General features: G+C 71.1%; 20 protein-coding genes and 1 pseudogene. 5 read left to right on the plus strand and 16 right to left on the minus strand.

The genetic code is table 11. The features are described from left to right. Window positions 1–89: 89 nt before the first annotated feature. Genes ACHMXE_RS42230 through alr form a run of 3 tightly spaced genes read right to left on the minus strand, consistent with a single transcriptional unit; the run spans window position 90 to window position 2,942 of the window. Entirely contained in the window at window positions 90–1,082 is a 993-nt protein-coding gene (locus ACHMXE_RS42230) for a LysR family transcriptional regulator (protein WP_395349396.1), read from the minus strand. 16 nt (window positions 1,083–1,098) lie between these two features. Further along, a complete protein-coding gene (locus tag ACHMXE_RS42235) occupies window positions 1,099–1,836 on the minus strand; it encodes a hypothetical protein (protein WP_395349397.1) in 738 nt (245 codons plus the stop codon). Next, entirely contained in the window at window positions 1,833–2,942 is a 1,110-nt protein-coding gene (alr, locus tag ACHMXE_RS42240; RefSeq protein ID WP_395349398.1) for an alanine racemase, read from the minus strand. The genes ACHMXE_RS42235 and alr overlap by 4 nt, the downstream gene beginning before the upstream one ends. A 177-nt stretch (window positions 2,943–3,119) precedes the next feature. Here alr and lplT point away from each other — a divergent pair. The 3 genes and pseudogenes from lplT to ACHMXE_RS42255 all read left to right on the plus strand — a co-directional run bounded on the left by lplT (window position 3,120) and on the right by ACHMXE_RS42255 (window position 5,943). Further along, window positions 3,120–4,425, plus strand: a pseudogene (gene lplT, locus ACHMXE_RS42245) (lysophospholipid transporter LplT). A gap of 124 nt (window positions 4,426–4,549) precedes the next feature. Further along, on the plus strand, window positions 4,550–5,455 hold the full coding sequence (locus ACHMXE_RS42250) for a DMT family transporter (protein ID WP_395349399.1): 906 nt from the start codon (window positions 4,550–4,552) through the stop codon (window positions 5,453–5,455). Then, window positions 5,452–5,943, plus strand: a complete 492-nt coding sequence (locus ACHMXE_RS42255) for a glutathione peroxidase (RefSeq protein ID WP_395349400.1) — start codon at window positions 5,452–5,454, stop codon at window positions 5,941–5,943. The genes ACHMXE_RS42250 and ACHMXE_RS42255 overlap by 4 nt, the downstream gene beginning before the upstream one ends. 3 nt (window positions 5,944–5,946) lie before the next feature. Here the strand turns inward: ACHMXE_RS42255 and ACHMXE_RS42260 are convergent, their stop codons facing one another. Next, complete coding sequence (locus ACHMXE_RS42260) at window positions 5,947–6,369, minus strand: carboxypeptidase regulatory-like domain-containing protein (protein ID WP_395349401.1); 423 nt, start codon at window positions 6,367–6,369, stop codon at window positions 5,947–5,949. A gap of 185 nt (window positions 6,370–6,554) precedes the next feature. On the opposite strand from ACHMXE_RS42260, the gene ACHMXE_RS42265 reads away from it, so the two are divergent. Next, window positions 6,555–6,782 (plus strand): hypothetical protein, encoded by a 228-nt coding sequence (locus ACHMXE_RS42265; RefSeq protein WP_203203708.1) that lies wholly within the window; start codon window positions 6,555–6,557, stop codon window positions 6,780–6,782. Between the two features lie 4 nt (window positions 6,783–6,786). Here the strand turns inward: ACHMXE_RS42265 and glcF are convergent, their stop codons facing one another. The 9 genes from glcF to ACHMXE_RS42310 all read right to left on the minus strand — a co-directional run bounded on the left by glcF (window position 6,787) and on the right by ACHMXE_RS42310 (window position 16,496). Then, complete coding sequence (gene glcF, locus ACHMXE_RS42270) at window positions 6,787–8,022, minus strand: glycolate oxidase subunit GlcF (protein WP_395349402.1); 1,236 nt, start codon at window positions 8,020–8,022, stop codon at window positions 6,787–6,789. Between the two features lie 26 nt (window positions 8,023–8,048). Beyond that, a complete protein-coding gene (locus ACHMXE_RS42275; RefSeq protein ID WP_203203706.1) occupies window positions 8,049–8,861 on the minus strand; it encodes a YoaK family protein in 813 nt (270 codons plus the stop codon). 9 nt (window positions 8,862–8,870) lie between these two features. Beyond that, the gene (glcE, locus tag ACHMXE_RS42280; RefSeq protein WP_395349403.1) at window positions 8,871–9,998 is read right to left on the minus strand and encodes a glycolate oxidase subunit GlcE; all 1,128 of its coding nucleotides are present in this window, start codon (window positions 9,996–9,998) and stop codon (window positions 8,871–8,873) included. Then, window positions 9,998–11,434 carry an FAD-linked oxidase C-terminal domain-containing protein gene (locus tag ACHMXE_RS42285; protein ID WP_395349404.1) on the minus strand — a complete coding sequence of 479 codons (1,437 nt, stop codon included), beginning with the start codon at window positions 11,432–11,434 and terminating at the stop codon, window positions 9,998–10,000. The genes glcE and ACHMXE_RS42285 overlap by 1 nt, the downstream gene beginning before the upstream one ends. 212 nt (window positions 11,435–11,646) lie before the next feature. Beyond that, window positions 11,647–12,540: a LysR substrate-binding domain-containing protein gene (locus ACHMXE_RS42290; protein ID WP_209540410.1), complete on the minus strand. Its 894-nt coding sequence runs from the start codon at window positions 12,538–12,540 to the stop codon at window positions 11,647–11,649. A 14-nt stretch (window positions 12,541–12,554) separates the two neighbouring features. Further along, on the minus strand, window positions 12,555–13,484 hold the full coding sequence (locus tag ACHMXE_RS42295; RefSeq protein WP_395349406.1) for an SMP-30/gluconolactonase/LRE family protein: 930 nt from the start codon (window positions 13,482–13,484) through the stop codon (window positions 12,555–12,557). Between the two features lie 273 nt (window positions 13,485–13,757). After that, complete coding sequence (locus ACHMXE_RS42300) at window positions 13,758–15,185, minus strand: ammonium transporter (RefSeq protein WP_203203701.1); 1,428 nt, start codon at window positions 15,183–15,185, stop codon at window positions 13,758–13,760. Window positions 15,186–15,214: 29 nt separating this feature from the next. Beyond that, the gene (gene glnK, locus ACHMXE_RS42305; RefSeq protein WP_057597341.1) at window positions 15,215–15,553 is read right to left on the minus strand and encodes a P-II family nitrogen regulator; all 339 of its coding nucleotides are present in this window, start codon (window positions 15,551–15,553) and stop codon (window positions 15,215–15,217) included. Window positions 15,554–15,617: 64 nt separating this feature from the next. Beyond that, on the minus strand, window positions 15,618–16,496 hold the full coding sequence (locus ACHMXE_RS42310) for a TorF family putative porin (RefSeq protein ID WP_203203700.1): 879 nt from the start codon (window positions 16,494–16,496) through the stop codon (window positions 15,618–15,620). A 214-nt stretch (window positions 16,497–16,710) separates the two neighbouring features. Between ACHMXE_RS42310 and ACHMXE_RS42315 the strand changes: the two genes are divergently transcribed. Continuing rightward, complete coding sequence (locus ACHMXE_RS42315) at window positions 16,711–18,249, plus strand: YifB family Mg chelatase-like AAA ATPase (protein WP_395349407.1); 1,539 nt, start codon at window positions 16,711–16,713, stop codon at window positions 18,247–18,249. A gap of 88 nt (window positions 18,250–18,337) precedes the next feature. Here the strand turns inward: ACHMXE_RS42315 and ACHMXE_RS42320 are convergent, their stop codons facing one another. The 3 genes from ACHMXE_RS42320 to tssM are packed head-to-tail and all read right to left on the minus strand — an operon-like array spanning window position 18,338 to window position 24,772. Then, window positions 18,338–20,347 carry a serine/threonine-protein kinase gene (locus ACHMXE_RS42320; protein ID WP_395349408.1) on the minus strand — a complete coding sequence of 670 codons (2,010 nt, stop codon included), beginning with the start codon at window positions 20,345–20,347 and terminating at the stop codon, window positions 18,338–18,340. Between the two features lie 28 nt (window positions 20,348–20,375). Next, on the minus strand, window positions 20,376–21,092 hold the full coding sequence (gene tagF / locus ACHMXE_RS42325) for a type VI secretion system-associated protein TagF (RefSeq protein WP_296774512.1): 717 nt from the start codon (window positions 21,090–21,092) through the stop codon (window positions 20,376–20,378). After that, a complete protein-coding gene (gene tssM, locus ACHMXE_RS42330) occupies window positions 21,092–24,772 on the minus strand; it encodes a type VI secretion system membrane subunit TssM (protein ID WP_395349409.1) in 3,681 nt (1,226 codons plus the stop codon). Before tssM ends, tagF begins: the two co-directional genes overlap by 1 nt. Window position 24,773: the final 1 nt, after the last annotated feature.

Consider the following 24,773-nt stretch of genomic DNA (forward strand, 5'->3'; position numbering starts at 1 on the left):
CGCCAAAGCGGCCCGGCACAGGAAATACCGTTTGCTGATGCCGAGCCATCAATCGCATTGATGGCCCGGCTCGCGAGAAGCGCGTCGCGCTATGCCTCGGGCTCGACCTCGGCCAGCAGCTCGGCCTCCCAGCGGCCCTCGGCGATCAGCCGCGCGGCCTGCCGCACGAGCGAACGCGCCACCACCCGCGCGGCGGGATCGGGCGCGCGGTCGGCCGGCGTGGCGATGAAGTAGCTGCGCTGCAGCGCGGGCCGCACCACGCGCGCCGCGATCCAGCCTTCGCCCGCGGGCGGGTTGTCCGACAGCGCGCAGGCCGGCGTGAAGGTGAAGCCGGCGCCGCAGACGTAGAGCGAGCGGATCACGCGCGCCGAGTCGTGCTCGTGCGCGAGGTTGAGCGCCACGCCGAGCGTGGCCGCGGCCTCCTCCACGCGCTGGCGGATCGCGAAGCGGCGCGACTGCAGCACCAGCGGCAGCCGGGCCGCGTCGGCGAAATCGATCTCGGGCCGCGGCGCGCTCCGGGCCTTGCCGCGCCGGCCGGCGCGCAGGCGCGGCGCCACGCTGGCGTCGCGGTCGAAGCCGCAGGCGAAGATGGCCTCGCGCGCGAGCGGGCGGCAGGCCAGGCCCTCGACCTGCGGCGTGTCGACCAGGATGCCGACGTCGGCGCGGCGGTCGAGCATGGCCTTTCTCACCATCAGGCTCAGGTCGTCGAGCACGAACACGCGGATGCGCGGATGCGAGGCCTTGAGCTCGGCCAGCACCGGCCCGAGCAGCAGCGAGGCCAGCAGGAAGGGCACGGCCACCGTGACCGAGCCCTCGGGGCCCTGCGGCAGCCGCTGGATGCGCTCTCGCACCGCATCGGCATCGGACAGCAGGCGCCGCGCGTCCTCGTAGAGCTGCAGGCCCGCGGGCGTGGGCGTGACGCCCGCGTGCGAACGCTCGAACAGCTGCGCGCCGAGCTCGGCCTCGAGCTTCTTGATCTGCGCCGTGAGCGCCGGCTGCGCGATGTAGAGCGTGCCCGCGGCGCGAGAGAGGCTGCCGGCCTCGAGCACGGCGATGAAGTAGCGCAGGGTGCGCAGGTCCACGGCGCGGGCTCCGGCCTCAGCGCCCGAGCAGCATGCGCACCGCCGCGGGCAGGCTGCGCGCCTCGGGCAGGAAGTGGTCGAGAGCGGCGCCGAGGATCACCGCGCAGGCGACCGCGCCCAGCAGCGGCTTCCAGGTCAGCCGCACCGCCGCCATGAGCCAGCCCTCGCGCGCCACGCGCACCGCGGCGCGCGCCGAGGCGTACGAGAACGCCACCTCGATCGCCACGGCCAGCAGCGCGTCCCAGCTGAAATACAGCAGCACCAGCGAGCCGGCGCCGAGCACGACGGCGATGCAGATCAGGAAGATCGCGACCACCGGCACGACCACCACGGCGCCCTCGTCGGCACCGCCGGCGACATCGAGCGCGCCGCTGGCGGCATCGGACAGCAGGCCGCCGTCCGCGCTGGCGCCCGAGCGCGCGAGCGCGCTGCCCGCGTCGAAGGCCAGCTCGCCGGCATCGCCCGCATCGACCGCGTCACCGAGGTCGGCGCGCCCCTCCACCAGCCGCTGCGCCCACCAGCGCAACACCAGCAGGTAGCCGAGGTAGCCCACGCCCAGGGTCATGAAGTAGCGCACCGCCAGCGACTGCACGCCCAGCAGGTGCATCTGCAGCGCCGAGGCGCCCCACATCAGCAGCAGCGTGAAAGTGCCGATCAGGATGCCGTGCGTGCGCAGGCTGTGGTGGCGGTGCAGGTCGCGCTCGACCTGCGTCTCCCAAAGGCGCACCGAGCGCCAGTTGGAGAGGACCTTCATCGGTCGTGGTCGACGGTCTCGGGTGCGAAGGGCACGCGCTGGGCCACCGCGCACATCAGCTCGTAGCCCACGGTGCCCGCGGCCCGCGCCACCTCGTCGATGGGCAGCACCGCATCGTTGACGGCCGAGCGGCCCCACAGCGTGACCTCGGTGCCGAACTGCGCGTCGGGCACGAGCGTGAGGTCGACCGTGATCATGTCCATGCTGACGCGCCCGACCATGCGCGTGCGCACGCCGTTGACCAGCACCGGGGTGCCGGTGTCGCAGTGGCGCGGGTAGCCGTCGGCATAGCCGACCGCCGCGATGCCGATCCTGAGCGGCGCCTCGGCCGTGAAGCGCGAGCCGTAGCCGATGGTGTCGCCCGGTTGCAGGGTCTGCACGCCGATCAGCTTCGTCGACAGCGTCATGGTGGGCTGCAGCTGCCAGTGGGCGGCATCGTTGGCCGGGAAGTCGGGGGCGCTGCCGTACAGCACGATGCCGGGGCGCACCCAGTCGGCGCGCGTGCTGTCGGCATGGCGCAGGGTGGCGGCGCTGTTGGCGATGGAACGCTCGCCGGGCAGGTCGCGCGCGGCGCGCTCGAAGGCCTCGACCTGGTGCGCGATGCCGCGCTCGCCGTCGGCGTCGCTGAAGTGGGTCATCAACGAGATCTCGTCGACCTGGGTCAGCGCGTTGAGGCGGGTCCAGGCGGCGGCGAAGCGCTCGGGCGTGAAGCCCAGGCGGTTCATGCCCGAGTTCATCTTGAGGAATACGCGGTGCGGCTGCAGGGTCTTGTGGGCCGCGAGCATGTCGATCTGCTCGTCGCAGTGCACCGTGTGCCACAGGTCGAGCCGCGAGCACAGCTCGAGGTCGCGCGCCTCGAACACGCCCTCGAGCAGCAGCACCGGCCCGCGCCAGCCCAGCGCGCGCACGCGTTGCGCCTCGGCCAGGTCGAGCAGCGCGAAGCCGTCGGCGCCGCGCAGCCCCTCGTAGACGCGCTCGATGCCGTGGCCGTAGGCATTGGCCTTGACCACCGCCCAGACGCGGGAATCGAGCGCATTGCGGCGCACGCGTTCGAGGTTGTGGCGCAAGCTGTCGGTGTGAACCGTGGCGAGAATGGGGCGGGGCATGGCGAAGGGTCTTTGAAAACGAATTGCAGACCACGTTTTAGCATCTTCGGGAATGGGGTCGAATACGCAGAAGCCGCCTGCAGGAGCTGTCGTACCCCCATGCTATAACCGCCCATTCGCCTTCCGGGCGACACTTTTTCACTACTGCCAGCGACCCCCTGGCCAGCCAGCCCATCGATGAAGCGCGGTTTCTACACGATCATGTCGGCCCAGTTCTTTTCGTCGCTGGCCGACCAAGCGCTCTTCGTCGTTGCGGTCGATCTCATGCGAAGCGCCGGCGCGCCCGAATGGCAGCGCGCGGCGCTGGTGCCGATCTTCGCGGTCTTCTACGTGGTGCTCGCGCCGCTGGTGGGCGCCTTCGCCGACGCGTTGCCCAAGGGCCGGGTGATGTTCATCAGCAACGCCATCAAGGTGTTCGGCTGCCTGATGATGCTGTTCGGCTCGCACCCGCTTCTGTCCTATTCGATCGTCGGGCTGGGCGCGGCGGCCTATTCGCCGGCCAAGTACGGCATCCTCACCGAGCTGCTGCCGGCCTCGCAGCTGGTCAAGGCCAACGGCTGGATCGAGGGCCTGACGATCGCCTCGATCCTGCTGGGCATCGTGCTCGGCGGCACGCTGGTGGGCCATGCGGTGTCGAGCAAGCTGCTGGCCTTCGACATGCCCTTCTTCGACACCGGCATCGACTCGCCGGCCGAGGCCGCGCTCACGGTGCTGATCGTGGTCTACATGATCGCGGCCTGGTTCAACACGCGCATCCCCCACACCGGCGTCGAAATGCGCCCCCATGCGCTCCAACCCCGAGCACAGCCTGGCGCGCAACCTGGTCGGCCTGCTGCCCGACTTCTGGCACTGCAACGCGCGCCTGTGGCGCGACCGCCTCGGCCAGATCTCGCTGGCCACCACCACCCTGTTCTGGGGCGCGGGCGGCAACCTCAAGTACATCGTGCTGGCCTGGGCCTCGCTGGCGCTGGGCTACAACACCACGCAGGCCTCGGCCCTCACGGGCGTGGTGACCATCGGCACCGCGGTGGGCGCCATCGTGGCCTCGATGCGCATGCGGCTGGACATGGCCACGCGCGTGATCCCGATGGGCATCGCGATGGGGCTGATGGTGATCTGCATGAACTTCATCGGCAACGTGTGGCTGGCGGTGCCCTTCCTCATCATCCTGGGCGGGCTCGGCGGCTTCCTGGTGGTGCCGATGAACGCGCTGCTGCAGCACCGCGGCCACAACCTGATGGGCGCCGGCCGCTCGATCGCGGTGCAGAACTTCAACGAGCAGGCCTGCATCCTGCTGCTCGGCGGCTTCTACAGCGTGTGCACCGGGCTGGGCCTGTCGGCCTACGGCGCGATCAGCGCCTTCGGCCTCGTGGTGGCGGGCTGCATGTGGATCATCAAGCGCTGGCACGAGAACAACCTCAAGAAGTATCCCGAGGAAGTCGAGCACCTGCTGGCCATCGCCCGCAGCGACAAGCATCACTGAGCCCCCCGGCTTTTCACGCCCTTCGGTCGTGTAACTCCCCCCGAGGGGGACACGCGGCCCGCCTTGGGGCGGCCCGGCGGCGGCCGCACCGAGGGACCGCTATGCTCGGCGGTTTGCCCGCCCGATGCCCGCCCTCGCCCTGATCTTCAATGCCTTCGTCTGGGGGCTGTCGTGGTTTCCGTTCCGCCACATCGAAGGCCATGGCCTGCATCCGGTGTGGACCACCTGCCTGATCTACCTCGCGATCGCCACCGTGGTGGGCCTGCTGCGCCGCGGCGCCTGGGCCGGCTTCGCGGCCCATCCGATGCTGGTGCTGCTGGGCCTCGCGGCCGGCTTCACCAACGTGGGCTTCAACTGGGCCGTGACGCAGGGCGACGTGGTGCGCGTGGTGCTGCTGTTCTACCTGATGCCGCTGTGGAGCGTGCTGCTGGGCTGGGCGGTGCTGGGCGAGCGGCCCACGGGCGGATCGCTGGCGCGCGTGGCGCTGGCGCTGGCCGGCGTGGCGGTGGTGCTCAAGACGCCGGGCACCGACTGGCCCGTGCCCTCGAGCCTGCCCGACTGGCTCGGCGTGGCGGCGGGCTTCGGCTTCGCGGTCACCAACATCGTGCTGCGCCAGCTGCGCGCGGCGCCCGGCGAATCGCGCGCGCTCGCGATGTTCTGCGGCTGCGCGGTGGTGGCGGGCACGGCCGCGCTGGCCGGCACCGCGCTCGGCGCCTTCGCGCCGCCCACCACCGCTTCGCCGGGCTGGATCGGCTGGGCCGCGCTGCTGGGCTTCGGCTTCGTGATCGCGAACGTCTGCCTGCAGTACGGCGCCGCGCGGCTGGCCGCCAGCGCGACGGCGGTGATCATGCTGTCGGAGGTGCTGTTCGCGAGCGTGTCGTCGGTGGCGCTGGGCGCGGCCACGATGAACTCGCGCATCCTCGCGGGCGGCGCGCTGATCGTGGCGGCCGCGGTCTGGTCCTCGTTTGCGCGAACGCCCGCCGCGAGCGAAGATCGCGCTCCTTCGACCCCCCTGAGGACATCCCCATGACCAGCGTCTACGACTTCGAGGCCAGGCAGATCGACGGCCAGCCGGTGAATCTCTCCGCCTACAAGGGCAAGGTGCTGCTCATCGTCAACACCGCGAGCAAGTGCGGCTTCACGCCGCAGTTCGCGGGCCTCGAGCAGTTGCACGAGAAGTACGCGGACCAGGGCCTCGCGGTGCTGGGCTTCCCGTCGAACCAGTTCGGCGGCCAGGACCCGGGCACCAACGAGGAGATCGGCGCCTTCTGCATGAAGAACTACGGCGTGAGCTTCCAGATGATGGAGAAGATCGACGTCAACGGCAGCGGCGCCGCGCCGCTGTACCAATGGCTGGTGAAGGAGAAGCCGGGCCTGCTGGGCAGCACCGCCATCAAGTGGAACTTCACCAAGTTCCTGGTCGGGCGCGACGGCCAGGTGCTCAAGCGCTATGCGCCGCTCGACACGCCGGCCTCGCTCTCGCGCGACATCGAGGCGGCGCTGGCCGCCTCCGCCTGACGCTCAGTACCTGAAGCTCGCGGTCGTCGAGCCGCTGCCGACCGTGACGGCCTGGCTCTTCGACTCGCCGCCCTGCGTGGTCGCGACCACGGTGTAGCGGCCTGCGGGAATGTCGACCAGGCACACCGGCCCCGAGGCGCGCAGCGACAGCGCGGCGGCGCCGTCCGCGCCCTTGATCTCGACCTGCAGATCGGCCAGGTAGGCGCCGTCGGCGCGTGCGAACAGCAACGCCAGCGGATGTTCCTTCATCGCGGCGCGCATGGCGTTCGACTCGTCGGAGCCGATGCCGCCGCAGACGTAGCGCGTGGCGCCCTCGCCCTTCCAGGCGGGCATGGCGGACTGGGCCTGGGCGCTGGTGAAGGCACCGGCACCGAGCGACAGGAAGGCGGCGGCAAGCGCGGCACGGGTGGGAGAAGAGCGGGACATGGGACGTACTCCTTGGCGCTGTGGATGCCGAAATGATGCGGCGGCGCCACAGTCGGGCGAGTCGGACCAGGGCGCGGCAGCGTGTGCGGCGCGGGCGCAGGCGGCCGGCAGCGTCGGCGCGCCCGGACCCGCTACAGTCGGCGGCTCCCGCACTTCCACGCCGCCGTCCCGGCGCCGTTCACGCCATGCGCCATCGCGCCGCCCCGCTCATCGTCCTGGCCCTGGCGGCCGTTCTCGCCGGCTGCGCGACCCGCACCGCGCCGCGCGTGACCATGCTCGGCGACGGCGTGCTGCGTTCGCCGAGCCCCGAGGAGGCCGAGGCCTACTGCCGCAACTTCGGCGCGCCGCTGCGCTTCGTGCCGCCGACCACGGGCCGCGCGCCGCAGGGCGAAGTCACCTACCGCTGCGATTGAGCCGTCACGCAGCCGGCTGCAGCGCCGCGTCGAGCAGCTCGACCCAGTGCCGCACCGGCAGCTCGCCGCTGCCGCTTTGCAGGTGCGTGATGCAGCCGATGTTGGCCGACGCGATCGCCACCGGCTGCAGCTGCTTCAGGTGGCCCAGCTTGCGGTCGCGCAGCGGGTAGGCGAGCTCGGGCTGCAGCACCGAGTAGGTGCCGGCCGAACCGCAGCACAGGTGCGATTCGTTCATCGCCACGCGCACGTCGAAGCCCAGGGCACGCAGATGGGTCTCGATGCCGCCACGCAGCTTCTGGCCGTGCTGCAGGGTGCAGGGCGGGTGGTAGGCGATGGTGCCGGGCGTGGCGCGCACGCGGGCTTTGAGCGCCGGCACCAGGTCGGGCAGCAGCTCGCCGAGGTCGCGCGTGAGCTCGCTGATGCGCGCGGCCTTCAGCGCGTAGGCCGGGTCGTTGCGCAGCACGTGGCCGTATTCGCGCACCGTGACGCCGCAGCCCGAGGCGTTCATCACGATGGCCTCGACCTCGTTGCGTTCGACCAGCGGCCACCAGGCGTCGATGTTGGCGCGCATCTGCGCCTTGCCGCCCTCCTGGTCGTTGAGGTGGAACTTCACCGCGCCGCAGCAGCCGGCCTCGGGCGCGAGCACGGCCTGGATGCCGCCCGCGTCGAGCACGCGCGCGGTGGCGGTGTTGATGTTCGGCATCATCGACGGCTGCACGCAGCCCGCGAGCATCAGCACCTTGCGCGCATGCGTGGCCGTGGGCCAGGCCCCGGCCGCCTGCTTCGCGGGCACCTTGGCCTGCAGTGACTCGGGCAGCAGGCCGCGCACCGACTGGCCCAGCTTCATCGCGGGGCCGAACAGCGGCGAGGGCAGGCCTTCCTTGAGCACCCAGCGCGTGGCCGATTCCATCGCGGGGCGCGGCACCTTCTCGTCGACGATGCGCCGGCCGATGTCGACCAGGTGGCCGTACTGCACGCCGCTCGGGCAGGTGCTCTCGCAGTTGCGGCAGGTCAGGCAGCGGTCGAGGTGCAGCTGCGTGCTGCGCGTGGGCGCCTGGCCCTCGAGCACCTGCTTGATCAGGTAGATGCGCCCGCGCGGGCCGTCGAGCTCGTCGCCGAGCAGTTGATAGGTCGGGCAGGTGGCGGTGCAGAAGCCGCAGTGCACGCACTTGCGCAGGATGGCCTCGGCCTCGCGGCCGTCGTCGGTGCCGCGGAATTCGGGAGCGAGCTCGGTTTGCATCGTGGGGATCGGTTCTTGTCGTTGTCTCAGGGGCCGGGGGAAGCGTCGTTCTTGCGCCGCGGGCGGATCGCGCCGAGCAGCTGGCGCAGGTGGGCCGAACGCCGCACGTCCTCGATGAAGGGCGGCAGCGACAGCGCCAGCAGCAGCGCCGCGAGCGGCACCACGCAGACGAAGCCGACGTAGGTGAAGCCGGCCGCGCCGACGATGCCGCCCGTGACGAACATGCCGACCAGCCCCGCGAACAGCCGCAGCCGCGCGCCGTTGTGGCGCACCGGTCCCGCCGGGGTTTCGCCGGGCTTCGCGCGGCGGTTCCAGTACAGCAGCTTGCCGAGCTCGATGCCGAGGTCGGTGAGGTTGCCGGTCATGTGGGTGGTGCGGATGCGGCCGCCCGAGGTCTTGGAGCCCACCGCGTTCTGCAGCCCCATGATGAAGGACAGCAGCAGCACCGTGAGCGGCACCGCGAAGGGCGTGTGCCAGGTCAGCGTGATCGCGCCCATCAGGCCGAAGGGCAGCATCAGCGCCGACTCGAGCAGCAGCGGCAGCGCGTAGACGCTGCGCAGGTGGTGCTGGCGCGCCCAGTTGACCAGCAGCGCCGAGACCGCCGCGCCGGCCACGAAGGCCAGGATCGCGCCCAGCGCATTGAGCAGCAGCGTGGTGTTGCCGAGCACCAGGCCGTCGGCCACCTGCGAGGTGAAGCCGGTCATGTGCGAGGTGTACATGTGCAGCACCAGGAAGCCGCCCGCATTGACGGCGCCGGCGTTGAACGCGAGCAGCAGGCCGAGCATGTGGTTGGTCGAGGGCGCGCGATGGCGGCCGGTGAGGAAGCGCAGGCGCCGCATGGGGATCGCTCAGTCGAAGGCGTGCAGGCGGCCGCGGTCGAACACGGCATGCGGATCGAACTCGCGCATCAGTGCGCGGTGGATGCGCTCGACCGCGGGCTCGAGCCGGTCGAAGCGCGGCACCGCGGCCTCGTGGGCCCCATCGTTCGCGGGCAGGCGGAACAGCGTCGCATGCCCACCGGCCGCGCGCGCGGCCTCGCGGATGCGCGCGGCCGCGGCCGGCGTGGGCGGTGCCTTGTACCAGCGCTGGCCGCCATGCCATTCGACCAGCGGCGCGCCGAATGCCTCGAGCCCCAGCACCGGCGCGGTCTGAGGCACCGACAGGCGCCACAGCGCATCGGGCCCGGCCGCGGTGTCGAACCACGGCAGGCGCTGCTCGCGCAGCGACTGCCAGTCGGCGGCGGCGCGCTCCTTGTCCTTGCGTTCGCCGCCGAGGTGCGCGCACGCGGCCTCGACCGCCGCCACCGCGCCGCGCAGCCGCAGGTAGAGCGCGCCGGCACCCGCGTAGTCGAACCAGCAGCTCGCGTTGAGCGGCAGCGGCCGCCCGCCCCATTCGTTGAGCAGCCGCAGCGCATCGGCCTGGTCGCAGGCGAACTCCAGCGTGGCCTCGGCCGGCGGCACCGGCAGCACCTTGAGGCTGACCTCGGCGATCAGGCCCAGCGTGCCGAGCGAACCCGCGAGCACGCGCGAGACGTCATAGCCCGCCACGTTCTTCATCACTTGGCCGCCGAAGCTCAACACCTCGCCGCGCCCGTTGACCAGGGTGGCGCCGAGCACGTAGTCGCGCACATTGCCCACGCTGGCGCGCGACGGGCCCGCGAGGCCCGCGGCGACCATGCCGCCAACCGTGGCACCCGCCGCGAAGTGCGGCGGCTCGAAGGCCAGGCACTGGCCCTTCTCGGCCAGCGCCGCCTCGAGCTCGGCCAGCGGCGTGCCCGCGCGCACGGTCACGACCAGCTCGCTCGGTTCGTAGCTCGCGATGCCCGCGAGCGCGCGCGTGTCGAGCAGCTCGCCGCGCGGTGCCTCGCCGTAGAAATCCTTGCTGCCGCCGCCGCGGATGCGCAGCGCGGTGCCGTCGGCGGCCGCGGCGCGGATGCGCTCGACGGCCTGGCCCAGTGCGTGGTCGATGCCGCTCATCAGAACCTCGGCAGCTCGGGATGCGGCAGCCGGCCGCCGCGCACCACCTGCTTGCCGTACTCGGCGCAGCGCTGCAGCGTGGGGATCACCTTGCCGGGGTTCAGCATGCCCTCGGGATCGAAGGCGCGCTTGACGCCGAACATCTGCTCGTTCTCGGCGGCCGTGAACTGCACGCACATGCTGTTGAGCTTCTCGACGCCCACGCCGTGCTCGCCCGAGACGGTGCCGCCCATCGCGACGCTGGTCTCGAGGATGTCGGCGCCGAACAGCTCGCAGCGGTGCAGCTCGTCGGGGTCGTTGGCATCGAACAGCACCAGCGGATGCAGGTTGCCGTCGCCCGCGTGGAACACGTTGCAGCAGCGCAGGCCGTACTTCTGCTCCATCGCCTGGATCGCGAGCAGGATGTCGGCCAGCCGCTTGCGCGGGATGGTGGAGTCGAGGCACATGTAGTCGGGGCTGATGCGGCCCGAGGCCGGAAAGGCGTTCTTGCGCCCGCTCCAGAAGCGCATGCGCTCGTCCTCGCTGTTGCTGACCGCGATGGCGGTGGCGCCGCAGCCGCGCAGCACGGCCGTCATGCGGCCGATTTCCTCCTCGACCTCCTCGGGCGTGCCGTCGGATTCGCACAGCAGGATGGCGGCCGCGTCGAGGTCGTAGCCGGCATGCACGAAGTCCTCGACGGCGGCGGTCATGGGCTTGTCCATCATCTCGAGCCCCGCGGGGATGATGCCCGCGGCGATCACCGCGGCCACCGCGTCGCCGGCTTTGCGCACGTCGTCGAAGCTGGCCATGATGCAGCGCGCCAGCTGCGGCTTGGGCACCAGCTTCACCGTGACTTCGGTGGTGACGGCGAGCATGCCCTCGCTGCCGATCACCAGCGCCAGCAGGTCGAGGCCGGCGGCATCGAGCGCCTCGCCGCCGAACGTCACCGGCTCGCCCTCGGCCGTGAAGCCGCGCACCTGGAGCACGTTGTGCAGCGTGAGGCCGTACTTGAGGCAGTGCACGCCGCCCGAGTTCTCGGCCACGTTGCCGCCGATCGAGCAGGCGATCTGGCTCGAGGGATCGGGCGCGTAGTAGAGGTTGTAGGGCGCGGCCGCCTCGCTGATGGCGAGGTTGCGCACGCCGCACTGCACGAGCGCGGTGCGCGCGACCGGGTCGATCTTCAGGATGCGGTTGAACTTGGCGAGCGAGAGCGTCACGCCCATCTCGTGCGGCATGGCACCGCCCGACAGCCCCGTGCCCGAGCCGCGCGCCACCACCGGCACGCCCAGCCCGTGGCAGGTGCGCAGCACGGCCGCCACCTGCGCCTCGGTCTCGGGCAGCGCCACCACCAGCGGCCGCTGGCGGTAGGCCGTGAGGCCGTCGCACTCGTAGGGCGTGGTGTCCTCGGCATGCCAGATCAGCGCATGCGCCGGCAGGTGGGCCTGCAGCGCGCGCACGACCTGCGACTGGCGTTCTGTCTTCTGGAGCGACGCATGCTGCGTCGGGCTCGGGGGGCGCGTTCATGGGCGAAGTCTCTTCTCGGTGTTCTTCTGCGGAAGCCTGGCGGGGGCCGGCCCCCCACTCTAAGGAAATGCGCGGCCTCCGGGTTGAAGGATTTTTGCGGCGGGCTTGAGGAATCTTCGCCGCGCGGTGCGGGCTGGGGCCGTGTTCAGCGCAGCGCCTGCACCAGCCAGTCGGCGAAGGCCGCGCATTCCCAGCGCTCGAGCGCGCCCGGCTGCCAGCACAGCGTGTGGCGGTGCGGCGAGCGCACCGCGTGCTCCGACAGCGCCACCAGCCGGCCCGATTCGAACCAGGCCGCGCCCATCTTCTGGCGCACCAGCGCCACGCCGAAGCCGCTCGCGGCCGCGTCGTAGACCAGGCCCAGGTCGTTGAACTGCGAGCCCAGCCGCGGCTCGGGCTGGTCGATGCCGCAGCTCGCGAACCAGGTGCCCCAGGGCTCGAGCGGGCTGCGGATCAGCCGCGCGGCCGCGATCTCGGCCGCGGTGCGGAAGCCGTGGAACGGGCCGAACTCGTTGAGGTAGCTCGGGCTGCAGGCCGGCACCACCAGCTCCTCGAGCAGCGGACGGTGCTCGCAGTCGGCGTAGTTGCCGCTGCCGTAGCGCACCTCGAGGTCGGCCGGCTCGGCGGTCACGTCGAGCAGCGGTATCGACACCTGCAGCACCAGGTCGATGTCGGGATAGATGTTGCGGAACAGCTCGAGCCGCGGCATGAGGAACTGGCGGCTGAAGGTCGGCGTGACCGCGAGCCGCAGCCGCGTGGCGGCGCGCTGGCCCACCGCCGCGTTGCCGCCGCCCGCATGCGCCTGCAGCGCGGCCAGGCCGGTGCGCACGTTGGCGAGGTAGGCCGCGCCGTCGGCCGTGAGGCTGAAGTCGCCGCGGCCGAACAGCTTGAAGCCCACGTGCGACTCGAGCTGGCGGATGCGGTGGCTGACCGCGCTGGCGGTCACGCAGAGCTCGTCGGCCGCGCGGCCCGCATGGCGCAGCCGCGCCAGCGCCTCGAAGGTCACGAGGCACTGGATCGGCGGGATGTGCTGCAAGGCCATGCGAACGCCGGGGTTCAATCCTCGAAGAAGTGGACCGGCAGTCCCGGCGTCTCGACGCGCGTCGACAGCACCATGCCCGAGGCGGGCTTGCGCGCCAGTTCGGCCTCGGGCCGGCCCTTGCGCGCGGTGGTGACGAACAGCGTGCGCAGGTCGTCGCCGCCGAAGCAGGGCATGGTCGGGCATTGCGCCGGCAGCGCGAAGGCCGCCACGACCTCGCCCGAGGGCGCGAGGCGCAGCAGTTGCGCGCCCTCGAACATCGCGACCCAGTAGTGGCCTTCGGCATCGACCGTGGCGCCGTCGGGCCGCCCGCCGTAGGCCAGCGCCGAGCCGGGCGACCAGCCCTCGGGCTTGGCGTCGAACTGCTTGAAGACGCGGGCGCGCGAGAGCGTGTTGTGCGCGGCATCCCAGTCCCAGGCGCGCACCGCGTGGGCCGGCGTGTCGGCCCAGTAGAGCGTGCGCGCATCGGGCGAGAACGCGAGGCCGTTGGCCGTGGTCACGCCATCGGCCATCTGCGAGAGCATCGGCGACTGGCCGCCGTCGCGGCGCGCGTCGAGGCAGTAGAGCGCGGCATTGGCGCGGTCCTTCGCCTCGTTGATGCTGCCGGCCCAGAAGCGGCCGAACGCGTCGCACTTGCCGTCGTTGAAGCGCATGGTGGCCGCGTCGTGCTCCACGCGCGCGATCGCGGACAGCGCGCCGCCCCATTCCCGCGCGCGGTAGATGCCGTCGCGCAGCGCGATCACCAGGCCGCCGCTGCGCGCGGGCGCCATGCAGCCGGGCTCGGTCGGCAGGTCCCAGCGCTCGACCGCGCCGCCGGCGCCGATCTCGCCGCGCGTGCGCAGCACCGCGCGGCCGGGAATGTCGAGCCAGTACAGGGAGCGTTCCTGCGGGTGCCAGAACGGCGATTCGCCGAGGGCGCTGAGGCTGTTGTCCAGGGGGGTCCACATGCCTGGGATTGTGCCCCCGCGCCACGGCCAGCCGCTGTCGGACCGCACCGGGCCGCGCCGGGCCGCGCCGGATCGGGGACAAAAAAAAGCCCGCTCGCACCGAGGTGCTTGCGGGCTGAACATCCAAAGGAGACTCTCGCTGAAAAAATGGGCTTCAGGAAACCTTGGAAGGACCTTGGAAAAACAGGGTGGTGGTCTGGTGGTGGACCGCGGGTCCCTTCCTCTGGAGCGAGGAACCCGCGGTGTCCTTGTCGCGTGTCGGAGCTTTTCCGATCAGCGGTTGTAGGCGGTTTCGCCGTGCGACGAGATGTCGAGGCCTTCGCGCTCTTCCTCTTCCGTCACACGCAGGCCGAGCACCAGGTCTGCGATCTTGAAGGCGATGAACGCCACGACGCCGGACCAGACGATGGTGAACAGCACGCTCTTGATCTGGATCCAGACCTGGGCGCCCATCGAGAAGGTGTCGGGGGTCAGGCCGCCGGTACCGCCGAGGCCCTGGGCCGCGAACACGCCGGTCAGGATGGCACCCAGGATACCGCCCACGCCGTGGACGCCGAACACGTCGAACGCGTCGTCGGCACCGAGCATGCGCTTGAGACCGCCCACGCCCCAGAGGCAGACCAGGCCGGCCAGCAGGCCCAGCACGATCGAACCCATCGGGCCGACGAAGCCGGCGGCGGGGGTCACTGCGACGAGGCCGGCGACGGCGCCCGAGGCGGCACCCAGCATCGAGGCCTTGCCCTTGTGCAGGCTCTCGCCCAGGATCCAGGACAGCGCGGCGGCGGCGGTGGCGAGCACCGTGTTCACGAAGGCCAGGCCAGCAGCGGCGTTGGCGGCACCCGCCGAGCCGGCGTTGAAGCCGAACCAGCCGACCCACAGCAGCGAGGCGCCGACCATGGTGAGCGTGAGCGAGTGCGGCGTGAAGGCTTCCTTGCCGTAGCCCACGCGCTTGCCGACCATGTAGGCACCGACCAGGCCGGCCACACCGGCGTTGATGTGCACCACGGTGCCGCCCGCGAAGTCGAGCGCGCCGTCCTTGCCGAGCAGGCCGCCGCCCCAGACGATGTGGGCCATCGGCACGTAGGCGAAGGTGAACCACAGCACCGAGAACAGAAGCACGGCCGAGAACTTGGCGCGTTCGGCGAAGGCGCCGACGATCAGCGCCACGGTGATGGCGGCGAAGGTGCCCTGGAACGCGACGAACACGTACTCGGGGATCGTCGTGAGCGCGCCGAAGGTCTCCTGCGACACGCCCTTGAGGAAGATCTTGTCGAAGGTACCGACGAAGCTTCCTTCACCCGTGAAGGCGAGGCTGTAGCCGTAGATGGCCCACAGGATGCTGATCAGCGAGAAGATCACGAAGACCTGCATCAGCACCGACAGCATGTTCTTCGAGCGGCCCAGGCCGCCGTAGAACAGCGCGAGGCCGGGGATGGTCATCAGGATCACGAGCAGCGTGGAGGTCAGCATCCAGGCGGTGTCGCCCGAATCGACCTTGGGTGCCGGGGCCGCGGCCGGCGCGGCGGCGGGAGCGGCAGCAGCCGGTGCGGCCGCGGCTGCGGCGGCCGGCGCGGCGGCAGCCGGAGCCTCGGCGGCCGGTGCCGAAGCGGCGGCGGCGGGCGCGGGCGTCTGCGCGAAGCCGGTGGTGCCGGCGGCAAGCACGCTCAAGCCGAGCGCGAGGGAGACAAGCAGTTTTTTCATGGACGTTGTTCTTTCGGGCCTGGACTCGATCAAAGGGCTTCGCGGCCCGTTTCGCCGGTGCGGATGCGCACGACCTGCTCGAGGTTGTAGACAAAGATCTTGCCGTCGCCGATCTTGCCGGTGCGCGCGGCGCCCTCGACGGCTTCGATCACGCGTTCGACGAGGTCATCCGAGACGGCCGCCTCGATCTTGACCTTGGGCAGGAAGTCGACGACGTACTCCGCGCCGCGGTAGAGCTCGGTGTGGCCCTTCTGGCGGCCGAAGCCCTTGACCTCGGTGACGGTGATCCCCTGCACGCCGATGGCCGAGAGGGCTTCGCGCACTTCGTCGAGCTTGAACGGTTTGATGATGGCTGTGACCAGCTTCATGAGTTGCTCCTTTGGATGGAAAGAATTCGCGCGGCAGCATGGGCCGCGCCTCGTTGTGTTGCGCTTACAGCGTCTTCGTCAGCGTGAGGATGAAGCGCGGCTTGTTGGGCGAGTAGACCTGCTGCACGGTGTAGAAGCCGAAGTCGTACAGCGGGCCGGCCGCGACGTTGAACGCGTCCTTCTTGTTCGCGCCTTGCACCGAGCCGGTGAGCGTGAGACCGCCGCCGAAGTCGTAGGTGGCGCCGACGTTGTAGTCGACGTAGTTCTTGGCGGCCGTGTTGTGGCGGATGTCGCTCGAGAAGCGGGTGAAGCCGACGGCGGCCTTGAGCGTGACCTTCGGCACGATCTCCTTGCTGTAGCTCAGGTTCAGGTAGCCGGTGTTGCGGCCCTTGAGGCCCGAGCCCAGCTTGTTGCCGGCGTAGCCGAAGTAGTCCTTCGACACCGTGTGCGAGTACTTGGCCGTGAACGAGCCGAAGGTTTCGTTCGCGTAGGTGGCCGCGCCGTAGAGCTCGGTGGTGTTGCCCACGGAGTTGCCCGGGTAGATGTAGGTCAGCGCACCGACGTCCATGTCCAGCGGGCCGGCCTTGAACTTGTAGCCGCCGTACAGGTCGACCTCGACGCTGTTGCCCTTGAGCCAGTTGACGCTGGAATTCCAGTTGCCGACGTAGAAGCCGCTCTCGCCGAAGGCGTAGTCGAAGCCGCCCTGGATGGCGGGCTTGAGGCCGCGGGTCTTGGCGTAGTCGTCCCGGCCGATCATGTCCTGGTCCTGGCCGCGGAACTTGTAGTTCGTGGTCAGCGAGATGTTGGCCGTGATCGGGGAAGCAGCGGGTGCCGCGGCAGGCGCCGCCGCAGCGTCTGGGGTGGCCTGCGCCAGGGCGGCGCCCGACGTGGTCAGGGCGGTGGCCAGGACGATCAGGGCCTGGGCGGCGGAACGGTGCGTCATCGGGAACTCCTCGCAAGTAGTGTTGTGGAACCTGATGACCCTCAAAGCAGGGAGCGTGCCAAAGTGCACATCCCCCGGCGACCGGTTGCGGCGCACCCCAGGAAGACAGCCAAAAATAGTTACAAGCGCAATGCTTTGTGGCTTGCACTGAAAAAAGAACAAGACGCCCGCGACGACCGAAATCGGGCGCACCAATATAGGGAGGAAGCACGGAATGAGTCTGTCTTTGGTGCAAAGCCGCGCCTTGCTCGGGCTTGAAGCGGCCAGTGTCACGGTCGAGGTGCATCTGGCCAACGGCCTGCCGAGCTTCACGCTGGTCGGGCTCGCCGAAACCGAGGTCAAGGAAGCGCGCGAGCGCGTGCGTTCGGCCATCCAGAACGCCGGGCTGGAGTTCCCGCACAACAAGCGCATCACCGTGAACCTCGCGCCGGCCGACCTGCCCAAGGACTCGGGCCGCTTCGACCTGCCGATGGCGCTGGGCATCCTTGCGGCCAGCGGCCAGATCGAGGGCGCGCGGCTCGCGGGGCACGAATTCGCGGGCGAGCTCTCGCTGTCGGGCGAGCTGCGGCCGGTGCGCGGCGCGCTCGCGATGGCGCTCGCGCTGCACACGCGCGGCATCGCCACCCGGCTGGTGCTGCCCGCGACCAGCGCCGACGAGGCCGCGCTGGTGCCCGGCGCCGAGGTCCATGGCGCCAGGCATCTGCTCGACGTGGTGCGGCGCTTCCTGCCGGCCGATGCGCAGGCCGACCAGGACGCGGACGACGACGGCTGGTCGCGCGCCCGGGCGTCGGCGCCAGCCGGCGCCCCGGCCTATGCCGACATGGCCGACGTGAAGGGCCATGCCGGCGCCAAGCGCGCGCTCGAGATCGCCGCGGCCGGCGGCCACAGCCTCCTGATGATGGGCGAGCCGGGCTCGGGCAAGTCGATGCTGGGCCAGCGCTTCGCCGGCCTGCTGCCGCCGATGCGCATCGACGAGGCGCTCGAGAGCGCGGCCATCGCGAGCCTGGGCGGGCGCTTCTCGACCGAGCGCTGGATGCACCGGCCGACCGCGTCGCCGCACCACACCTCGAGCGCGGTGGCGCTGGTCGGCGGTGGCTCGCCGCCGCGGCCCGGCGAGATCTCGATGGCGCACCACGGCGTGCTGTTCCTCGACGAGTTCCCCGAGTTTTCGCGCGCCGCGCTCGAGGCGCTGCGCGAACCGCTCGAGACCGGCACCATCACCATCGCGCGGGCCGCGCGGCGGGCGGATTTTCCGGCGCGCTTTCAACTCGTGGCCGCCATGAATCCATGCCCCTGCGGCTTTTTGGGCGCCCCCGCGAAGGCCTGCCGCTGCACGCCCGACCAGGTGGCGCGCTACCAGCGCAAGCTCAGCGGCCCCCTGCTCGATCGCATCGACCTGCACATCGAAGTGCCCGCAATCTCGGCGCAACAGCTGCTCGACGCGCCCGCGGGCGAACCCACCGCCGCCATCCGCACGCGCGTGATCGCCGCGCGCGAACGCGCGATCGAGCGCCAGGGCCGGCCCAACCAGGCGTTGCAGGGCGCCGACATCGACCGCCATGCGTCGCTCGGCGACGAGGCGCGCCGCTTCATGCACACGGCCGCCGCCCGGCTCGGCTGGTCGGCGCGCAGCACGCACCGCGCGCTGAAGGTGGCGCGCACCATCGCCGACCTCGCGGGGTCACAGGTCATCGAGACCGCGCATGTGGCGGAGGCGGTGCAGTACCGGCGGGCACTGCAGAAGGGCCTGTAGCGCCTCGCGCGACGCGCGGATGGGCTACGGCGCAGGCCGTTCGCCACCACCTGCTGGCACTGGCAGGCGACGACGACCGGCCGCTCGCCTACTTGAACTCGTGGCTCACCACCGGCGCCGACTTGCTGTCCTGCACCGTCACGCGCTGCCGGTAGACCTCGAGGTCGCCGTTGCGCACCTCGATGTTGTAGATGCCGGGACGCAGCGACAGCGACTTGAGCGGCGGGCTCACGCCGCGGTCGGCGCCGTCGACGAAGACCTGGCCCCAGGGCCGGATGTTGAGCGTGACGCGCCCCATGCCGGCCGCGGCGCCCGGCACGGGCGCTGCCGCCGTGCCGCCCGCGACCGGGGGCACCGCGCCCGGCGCACCTGGCGCGCCGGGCACCCCGGCCGTGCCCGGCGGCACGGTGCCCTGCAGCACCGGTTGCGTGCTGGCCGGCTGCGCGAGCCGGTTGAGTTCGGCGATGGCGTTGCGCGCGTCGCGCGCATGCGGGCCGCGGCGGTAGCGGCGCAGGTAGGCCTCGTAGCCCTCGCGCGTGTTCTCGGCCTGCGCGAGGTTCCAGTCCTCGGCCTCGCTGATCGCGAGCGCGGGCTCGGGCGGCGGGCTCGTGGGCGTCACGGGCACGTTGTCGAGCGGGCTCAGCGCGCCGTTGCTGCCCGGTGCGGTGGCCGGCGGCACGGCGGTCGGCGAGTTGCCGCCGGTGGGCGCGGCCGCGGCGCCGCCATCGGCCGCGGGCGGCTGTGAGGCGGCCGCCACCGTGGCCGAGGCCGAGGCGGCCGGCGGCATCACGGCCGGCGGCGAGGCCGGGTTCGACATCGGCGCGCCCGGCGGCGGCACCGGCGGAACCATCGCGGTCGAAGTGGGCGGCGGCGACTGCGTGATGCGCAGGCCGATCCAGCTGCCGACGGCGATCAGCGCCAGCACCAGCACGCCGACCAGGCCCCAGCGCGGCAGCGAGGACTTCTTCTTCGCGGACGGCCGTGCGCCCGGCGCGCGTGCCGGCGCGGCGGCCGGCGGCGGCACCGGCGCGACCGGCGGCGGCGCCTCGAAGGGCGCGGGCGCCGAGACCGGCACATAGGGCTCGACCGGCGGCGCGACCGGTGCGACGGACGCCACGGGCACGGCGGGCACCACCGGCGCCGGCGCCGCGAGCCCGCTCACGTAGATGTCGCCGAGCTTGGTGAGGCCCAGCTCGGCCGCGAAGGCCGCCACGGTCTGCGTGCGGTCCTTGCTGTGCACCGCCAGCGTGTGGTCGACCGCGGCACAGAAGGCCGGGCTCAGGTCGGGCCGGTTCAGGCTCGCGAGCGGCACGTAGGCGTCCTGCACGCTGCGCACCACGGCCGAGGGCGGCGGATGGCCGGTGACGGCGCGGTAGAGCACCGCGCCCAGCGCGTAGAGATCGGTCCAGGCGCCCTGCAGCAGCGTGTTGTCGTCGGCGTACTGCTCGATCGGCGAGTAGCCCGACTTCACCATCACCGCCACCTCGTCGACCAGGTCGGCGATCGACTTGCGCGCGGCGCCGAAGTCCAGCAGCACCGGCAGGCCGTCCTGCTGGATGAAGATGTTGTCGGGCGCGATGTCGCGGTGGAAGCAGCCGCTGCGGTGCAGCGTCTCCAGCGCGCCGAGCAGCGGCCCGAGCATGCCGAGCAGCCACGCCTCGGAGATGGTGCCCGGCTCCTCGTCGGCCAGCCGGCGCAGGGTGCGGCCCTTGTAGAGCTGGATCGCCATGTAGGCGGTCGAATTCGATTCCCAGAAGCGATGCACGCGCACCAGCGCGGGATGGCTGAACTGCGCGAGCGTGCGCGCCTCGTTGATGAAGCTGCGCAGCCCGGCCTGGAAGGTGGCCGTGAGCCGATCGGAACGCACGTGCACGCTGTCGTCGCCGATGCGCCGCGCCAGCATCGAGGGCATGTACTCCTTGATCGCGACCTCGCGCTGCAGCGAGTGGTCGTAGGCCCGGTAGACGATGCCGAAGCCGCCTTCGCCGATCACCTCGAGCAGCTCGAACTCGTCGAGCCGGTGGCCGATGGCCAGCGGGTGGGGCCGCTCCTGCGGGTCGGCGTCCACCGGAGAGCCGGTGCGTCCTTCCGTCGTCATTCTTGTTCCTCCTCTTGCATCGGGACTCTCAGGCCCATGGCACGTGCCCCTGGGAAAAAAGCTTCGAGAACAGCGGCGTGTTGAGCCCGCCACCATGCGCCGCGGTCCGCAGCGGCGAGCCGTCGGCCTGGTTGGTCCACCAGTAGCTCGTGCTTCCGAACGCGTCGAAGCACAGTGGAAGCTCCGGCCAGCCCAGCCGCTGCTGGGCACCCTCGCCCGCCGACGTAGGCCCGAGGATCGAAAGAATGTCGTCCGAGCCGCCGCTGGCCGGCTGGAAACCGCCATGGCCCGCGGCCAGCACCTGCGCGTCGAACTGCTCGGGCGCCACGCCATGGCGGATCGCCTGCAGCATGGCGTTGCCGCAGCGCCAGTACCAGGCGGCCGCGCCCTCGAGCACCGCGGGTCGGTAGGCGCGCGCATCCACCTGCAGGCTCACGCACACCGGGTAGTAGCGGCCCACGCGGTCGCAGCTCGGCGCGATGCAACCGAATTGCACTGCGTTCACGCCCTGGGTGGCGGGGATCGCGAAGTTCCACACCGGCGCCACCGCGTAGTGGCGCGTCATGGCATCGGGCCAGCGCTTGAAGGCACCCAGGCCGTTCTGCATCCAGCGGTCCCACCAGGCCTGCAGCTCGCGCGACATGCGCCGGTGCAGGAAGTCGCCGGCCGCGGGCAGCTTGCCGTACCAGCCGACCTGCTCGTCGCCGGGCACCCAGGCCGGCTGCGCCGCCGCGCCGTGGTTCATCACGAGCGCCCCGGGCACGAGAAGCCGCTCATCTGCGACAGCCGCAGCGGGTTGTAGACGCTGTTGGCGGTCACGTTGAGCACCACCTTGCGGCCCTGCAGGTCGAAGCTGGCATTGAAGGATTCGCTCGAGCCGCCCGGCGAGATCGAGGCCTTGTCGAACAGCCGGTGCAGCGCCCACGGGCCCTCGGTGACGATGCCGCCGGCCGGCGTGCCGCTCGAGGTCGTGACCTGCAGCCGCACCTGGTTGCTGTTGCGCGGACCCGGCCACTTGACGGTGGTGGGCGCCTGCGGCCCGTGCGCGTAGCGCACCGTCTGGCCATCGATGTCCAGCGTCATCTGCGTGAGGCCGGCGTCCATGTCCTCGGGCCGGATGTCGATCGAGAACGAGGGCGTGCGACCGCCCGCCATGCCCGTGAAGAACACGTCGCGGATCGCCTGCGCCTTCTGGAACGAATCGAGGTAGGCCGAGCGGCCCGAGGCGCTGCCGTCGACGCCGCGCTTCCAGGTCCACGGGTTGCTCGAGGTGTCGACCTGCGTCATGAGGTTCTTCTGGAAGAAGTCGTCCATCATCCCGCCCGGCGCGAACAGGTTGGCGAAGTCGCCCGCGGCCACGTCGCGGCTCGAGCCGCGCGAGAACGGATAGCGGCCCGCGATCGCCTGGTTGCAGAAGTTGCCGATGGTGGCGGCCGCGTTCTGGCCGATGTTCTGGCGCGTGACCGCGGCCGCCTTCGACGAGGCGGTGGCCGAGAGGTCGTTGAGCATGCCCTGGAACGGCACCGGCATGCGGCCGGCCTCGGCCTGCACCTTGGTCACGGCGTCGCTGGTCGGCGGGATGTTGCCGCTGCGCAGCGCGGTGTCGGTGGCCGTCAGGTAGTTGTAGAGCTCGTTGATCAGCGCGGCGGTGGCATCGATCGGCGCCTGCCCGCCCTGCTTGGGCGCGGTCACCATGCGGCGCAGCGGCTCGAAGTGGTTGTCCACCAGCGACTCGGGCCGGTCGGGCACGGTGTTGCGGCGCTGGCTGCCGTCGGGCTGGCCGATGAGCTGCTCGATGCGCTCGCGCGTGGTCTGCACGCGGTTCTGCGCCTGGTCGAGCAGGCTGCGCGCGGCCTCGTCGTGGTTGCGCAGCAGGTCGGTCTCGCGCGCGGCGCCGCGGATGATGCGCGACATCGGCGACTCCGAGGTCGAGAGCACGCGCGTCATCTGGATGCTCTGCAGCAGAGAGCGGCTGTCGGCCAGCCGGATGTCGGCCAGGTAGTCGTCCCAGACCCGGATGTAGTCGGTGAGATAGAGCCGGCGCACCTCGCGCAGCAGCAGTTCGCGCGAGGTGATGTCGGTGATGCCGGGCGCGCGGATCTGCAGCACCCAGCGGTCCTCCTGCTCGAGCGCGAGCGTGGTCTCGGCCATGCGCTTGTCGAAGATGTCCCAGTAGCCGCGGTAGGTGAACAGCGTGGGGATGCCGTCGGTCAGCGGCTTGCCGCTGGCGCGCCGCACCACCAGCGCCGATTCGGCGCCGCCGGCCTCGGCGATGGTGAAGGCATTGGGCTGGCTGGTCTGCAGCAGGATGCGGCGCAGCCGCGCGTACGAGCGCTGCGCCAGCGGCACGCCCGCGAGGCGCTCGCGCGTCTCGGTGATCAGGCGCTCGTCCTTGGCGAATGGCGAGCTCACGACGCGGCCGCCGAACAGCGCCTTCAGGTGCGACTCGAGGTTGGTGCGCTGCTCGCGCGTGAGCGCGGCGCCGACCTTGCGGTCCACGTCGGTCAAGAGCCAGGCCTGCAGGAAGTCGGCGTCGTAGCGCTCGGCGTCGTACAGCATCAGGTAGGCCTTGAGCGCCTCGTAGCTGTACTCGGGGTTGTTCTTCGAGGCCTCGCGCAGCGACTGCTCCACGCGCTGCGCCGCCTGCGGCAGCAGCACGCTCTCGAGCGCGCGCTGGTAGACGCCGTCGGTCGCGGCCTGCAGCTTCTCGCCCTGGTAGAGGCCGAAGCGGTAGCCGACGGGCGGGTCGCCGATGTCGAACTTCTCCGACTTCGGCAGGTCGCGCAGCCGGTCGAGGATCAAGAGCGAACTCGCGAGGTCGCCGCTCGAGTCGACCACCGTCGGCAGCTCGCCGCGCGCCGCGGCGCGGTTGAAGGACTTCGCGTTGCCGTCGACCTCGGCCACGTACTGCTTGTTGTTGTGCCAGCTGTTGACGCAGGCGCCCAGCAGCGCCACCAGCAGCACGCCGATCACGCTGTAGCCCACCAGGTCGGCCGCGCGCTTGCGCCGGTACCAGCGCAGGTTGGTGCCGGCCACGCCCGCGTCGCGGAAGATCACCTGCTGCAGCAGCTCCTTGAGGAAGTAGCTCTTGCCCGGGCCCGGCGGCGGCGCCGGCGGCGCGTTGACCTGCAGGTAGCGCTTGATCGCGCCCATCACGCGGTCGAAGGCCGTGCCCTCCTGCGTGCCGCTGGTGAAGTAGACGCCGCGCAGCATCGGCGCGGTCTCGAACTTCGACGGGTTGAAGACGTCGGCCAGGAAGGTGCCGAGGATGTCCTCGAAGCTCGCGAACTGCTGCGGCAGCAGGTAGGCCTGCGCGCGGCGCATCGGGTCGGGCTCGGCGGCCAGCAGCTCGGGCAGGCGCTCGTCGAGCCGCTGGTGCAGCAGCCGGTACTCCTGCTGGAAGCGCTCGCGCAGGTCGCTGCCCTCGAGCGTGGTGGCGGTGCCCGCGCGCTTGTCGCCCTTGGCGGGCTTGGCGCTGGCGGCGCTCGCGTCGATCGGGAACGTGAAGCCCCAGACCTGCGCGCGCTCGGCGCGGCTCAGGCCGCCGAAGTACTCGTTGAAGCCGGCCAGCAGGTCGGCCTTGGTCACCATCACGTAGACCGGGAAGTTGATGCCCAGGTCGTTGCGCAGCTCGAGCAGCCGCTTGCGCAGCGCCATCGCATGGCGCGCGCGCTGCGCGTCGTCGGCCAGCGGCAGGTCGGCGATGCTGATGGTGAGGATCGCGCCGTTGATCGGCTGGCGCGGGCGGAACTTCTTGAGCAGCTCGAGGAAGCCCTTCCACTCGCCCTCGTCGGTCTCGCGGTTGCTCTCGTGCGTGGTGTAGCGCCCCGCCGTGTCGATCAGCACCGCGTCGTTGGTGAACCACCAGTCGCAGTTGCGCGTGCCGCCGATGCCGCGCACCGCGGCCTTGCCGAGCTGGTCGGCGAGCGGGAAGTCGAGGTCGGAGTTGACCAGCGCCGTGGTCTTGCCCGAGCCCGGCGCGCCGATGAAGATGTACCAGGGCAGCTGGTAGAGGTACTGGCGGTCGAAGATCGAGAAGCGGCCCGCGGCCTTGCCCTCCTCGCCCGGTCCGAAGCGCATGTTGCGCAGGATCGAGGTGGCGTCGTTGAAGCCGGTCTGCAGCTCCTTGATCTCGGGCGCCTCCTCGGGCTTGGCCTCCTTCTCCTTCCTGGAGGGCGTGCGCAGCTGGTTCAGCAGCTGCGCGTTGAGGCGGCGCTCGCGCCACTTGCGGTAGGCAACCCGCACCAGCCAGATCGCGAACATCAGCGCGATCACGACGATGCGCACGAACTCGCTCTCGAGCGGGCGGTAGCGACCGACCGCGATCACCGGGCCGATGATCCAGATCAGGAAGGCCAGCGCGACCAGGCCGAAGAAGACCCAGAGGTCGCGGCTGATCAGGAAACGGAAGAACGCGCGCAGCATC

It is taken from the genome of Variovorax sp. UC122_21 (genome assembly GCF_044056785.1).
Classification (GTDB): domain Bacteria; phylum Pseudomonadota; class Gammaproteobacteria; order Burkholderiales; family Burkholderiaceae_C; genus Variovorax.

Excerpts from the sequence above, each read along its gene's own strand:
- ACHMXE_RS42235 (WP_395349397.1), bottom strand. The coding sequence starts at position 1,836 with ATGAAGGTCCTCTCCAACTGGCGCTCGGTGCGCCTTTGGGAGACGCAG.
- alr (WP_395349398.1), bottom strand. The coding sequence starts at position 2,942 with ATGCCCCGCCCCATTCTCGCCACGGTTCACACCGACAGCTTGCGCCAC.
- ACHMXE_RS42250 (WP_395349399.1), top strand. The coding sequence starts at position 4,550 with ATGCCCGCCCTCGCCCTGATCTTCAATGCCTTCGTCTGGGGGCTGTCG.
- ACHMXE_RS42255 (WP_395349400.1), top strand. The coding sequence starts at position 5,452 with ATGACCAGCGTCTACGACTTCGAGGCCAGGCAGATCGACGGCCAGCCG.
- ACHMXE_RS42260 (WP_395349401.1), bottom strand. The coding sequence starts at position 6,369 with ATGTCCCGCTCTTCTCCCACCCGTGCCGCGCTTGCCGCCGCCTTCCTG.
- ACHMXE_RS42265 (WP_203203708.1), top strand. The coding sequence starts at position 6,555 with ATGCGCCATCGCGCCGCCCCGCTCATCGTCCTGGCCCTGGCGGCCGTT.
- glcF (WP_395349402.1), bottom strand. The coding sequence starts at position 8,022 with ATGCAAACCGAGCTCGCTCCCGAATTCCGCGGCACCGACGACGGCCGC.
- ACHMXE_RS42275 (WP_203203706.1), bottom strand. The coding sequence starts at position 8,861 with ATGCGGCGCCTGCGCTTCCTCACCGGCCGCCATCGCGCGCCCTCGACC.
- glcE (WP_395349403.1), bottom strand. The coding sequence starts at position 9,998 with ATGAGCGGCATCGACCACGCACTGGGCCAGGCCGTCGAGCGCATCCGC.
- ACHMXE_RS42290 (WP_209540410.1), bottom strand. The coding sequence starts at position 12,540 with ATGGCCTTGCAGCACATCCCGCCGATCCAGTGCCTCGTGACCTTCGAG.
- ACHMXE_RS42295 (WP_395349406.1), bottom strand. The coding sequence starts at position 13,484 with ATGTGGACCCCCCTGGACAACAGCCTCAGCGCCCTCGGCGAATCGCCG.
- ACHMXE_RS42300 (WP_203203701.1), bottom strand. The coding sequence starts at position 15,185 with ATGAAAAAACTGCTTGTCTCCCTCGCGCTCGGCTTGAGCGTGCTTGCC.
- glnK (WP_057597341.1), bottom strand. The coding sequence starts at position 15,553 with ATGAAGCTGGTCACAGCCATCATCAAACCGTTCAAGCTCGACGAAGTG.
- ACHMXE_RS42310 (WP_203203700.1), bottom strand. The coding sequence starts at position 16,496 with ATGACGCACCGTTCCGCCGCCCAGGCCCTGATCGTCCTGGCCACCGCC.
- ACHMXE_RS42315 (WP_395349407.1), top strand. The coding sequence starts at position 16,711 with ATGAGTCTGTCTTTGGTGCAAAGCCGCGCCTTGCTCGGGCTTGAAGCG.
- ACHMXE_RS42320 (WP_395349408.1), bottom strand. The coding sequence starts at position 20,347 with ATGACGACGGAAGGACGCACCGGCTCTCCGGTGGACGCCGACCCGCAG.
- tagF (WP_296774512.1), bottom strand. The coding sequence starts at position 21,092 with ATGAACCACGGCGCGGCGGCGCAGCCGGCCTGGGTGCCCGGCGACGAG.
- tssM (WP_395349409.1), bottom strand. The coding sequence starts at position 24,772 with ATGCTGCGCGCGTTCTTCCGTTTCCTGATCAGCCGCGACCTCTGGGTC.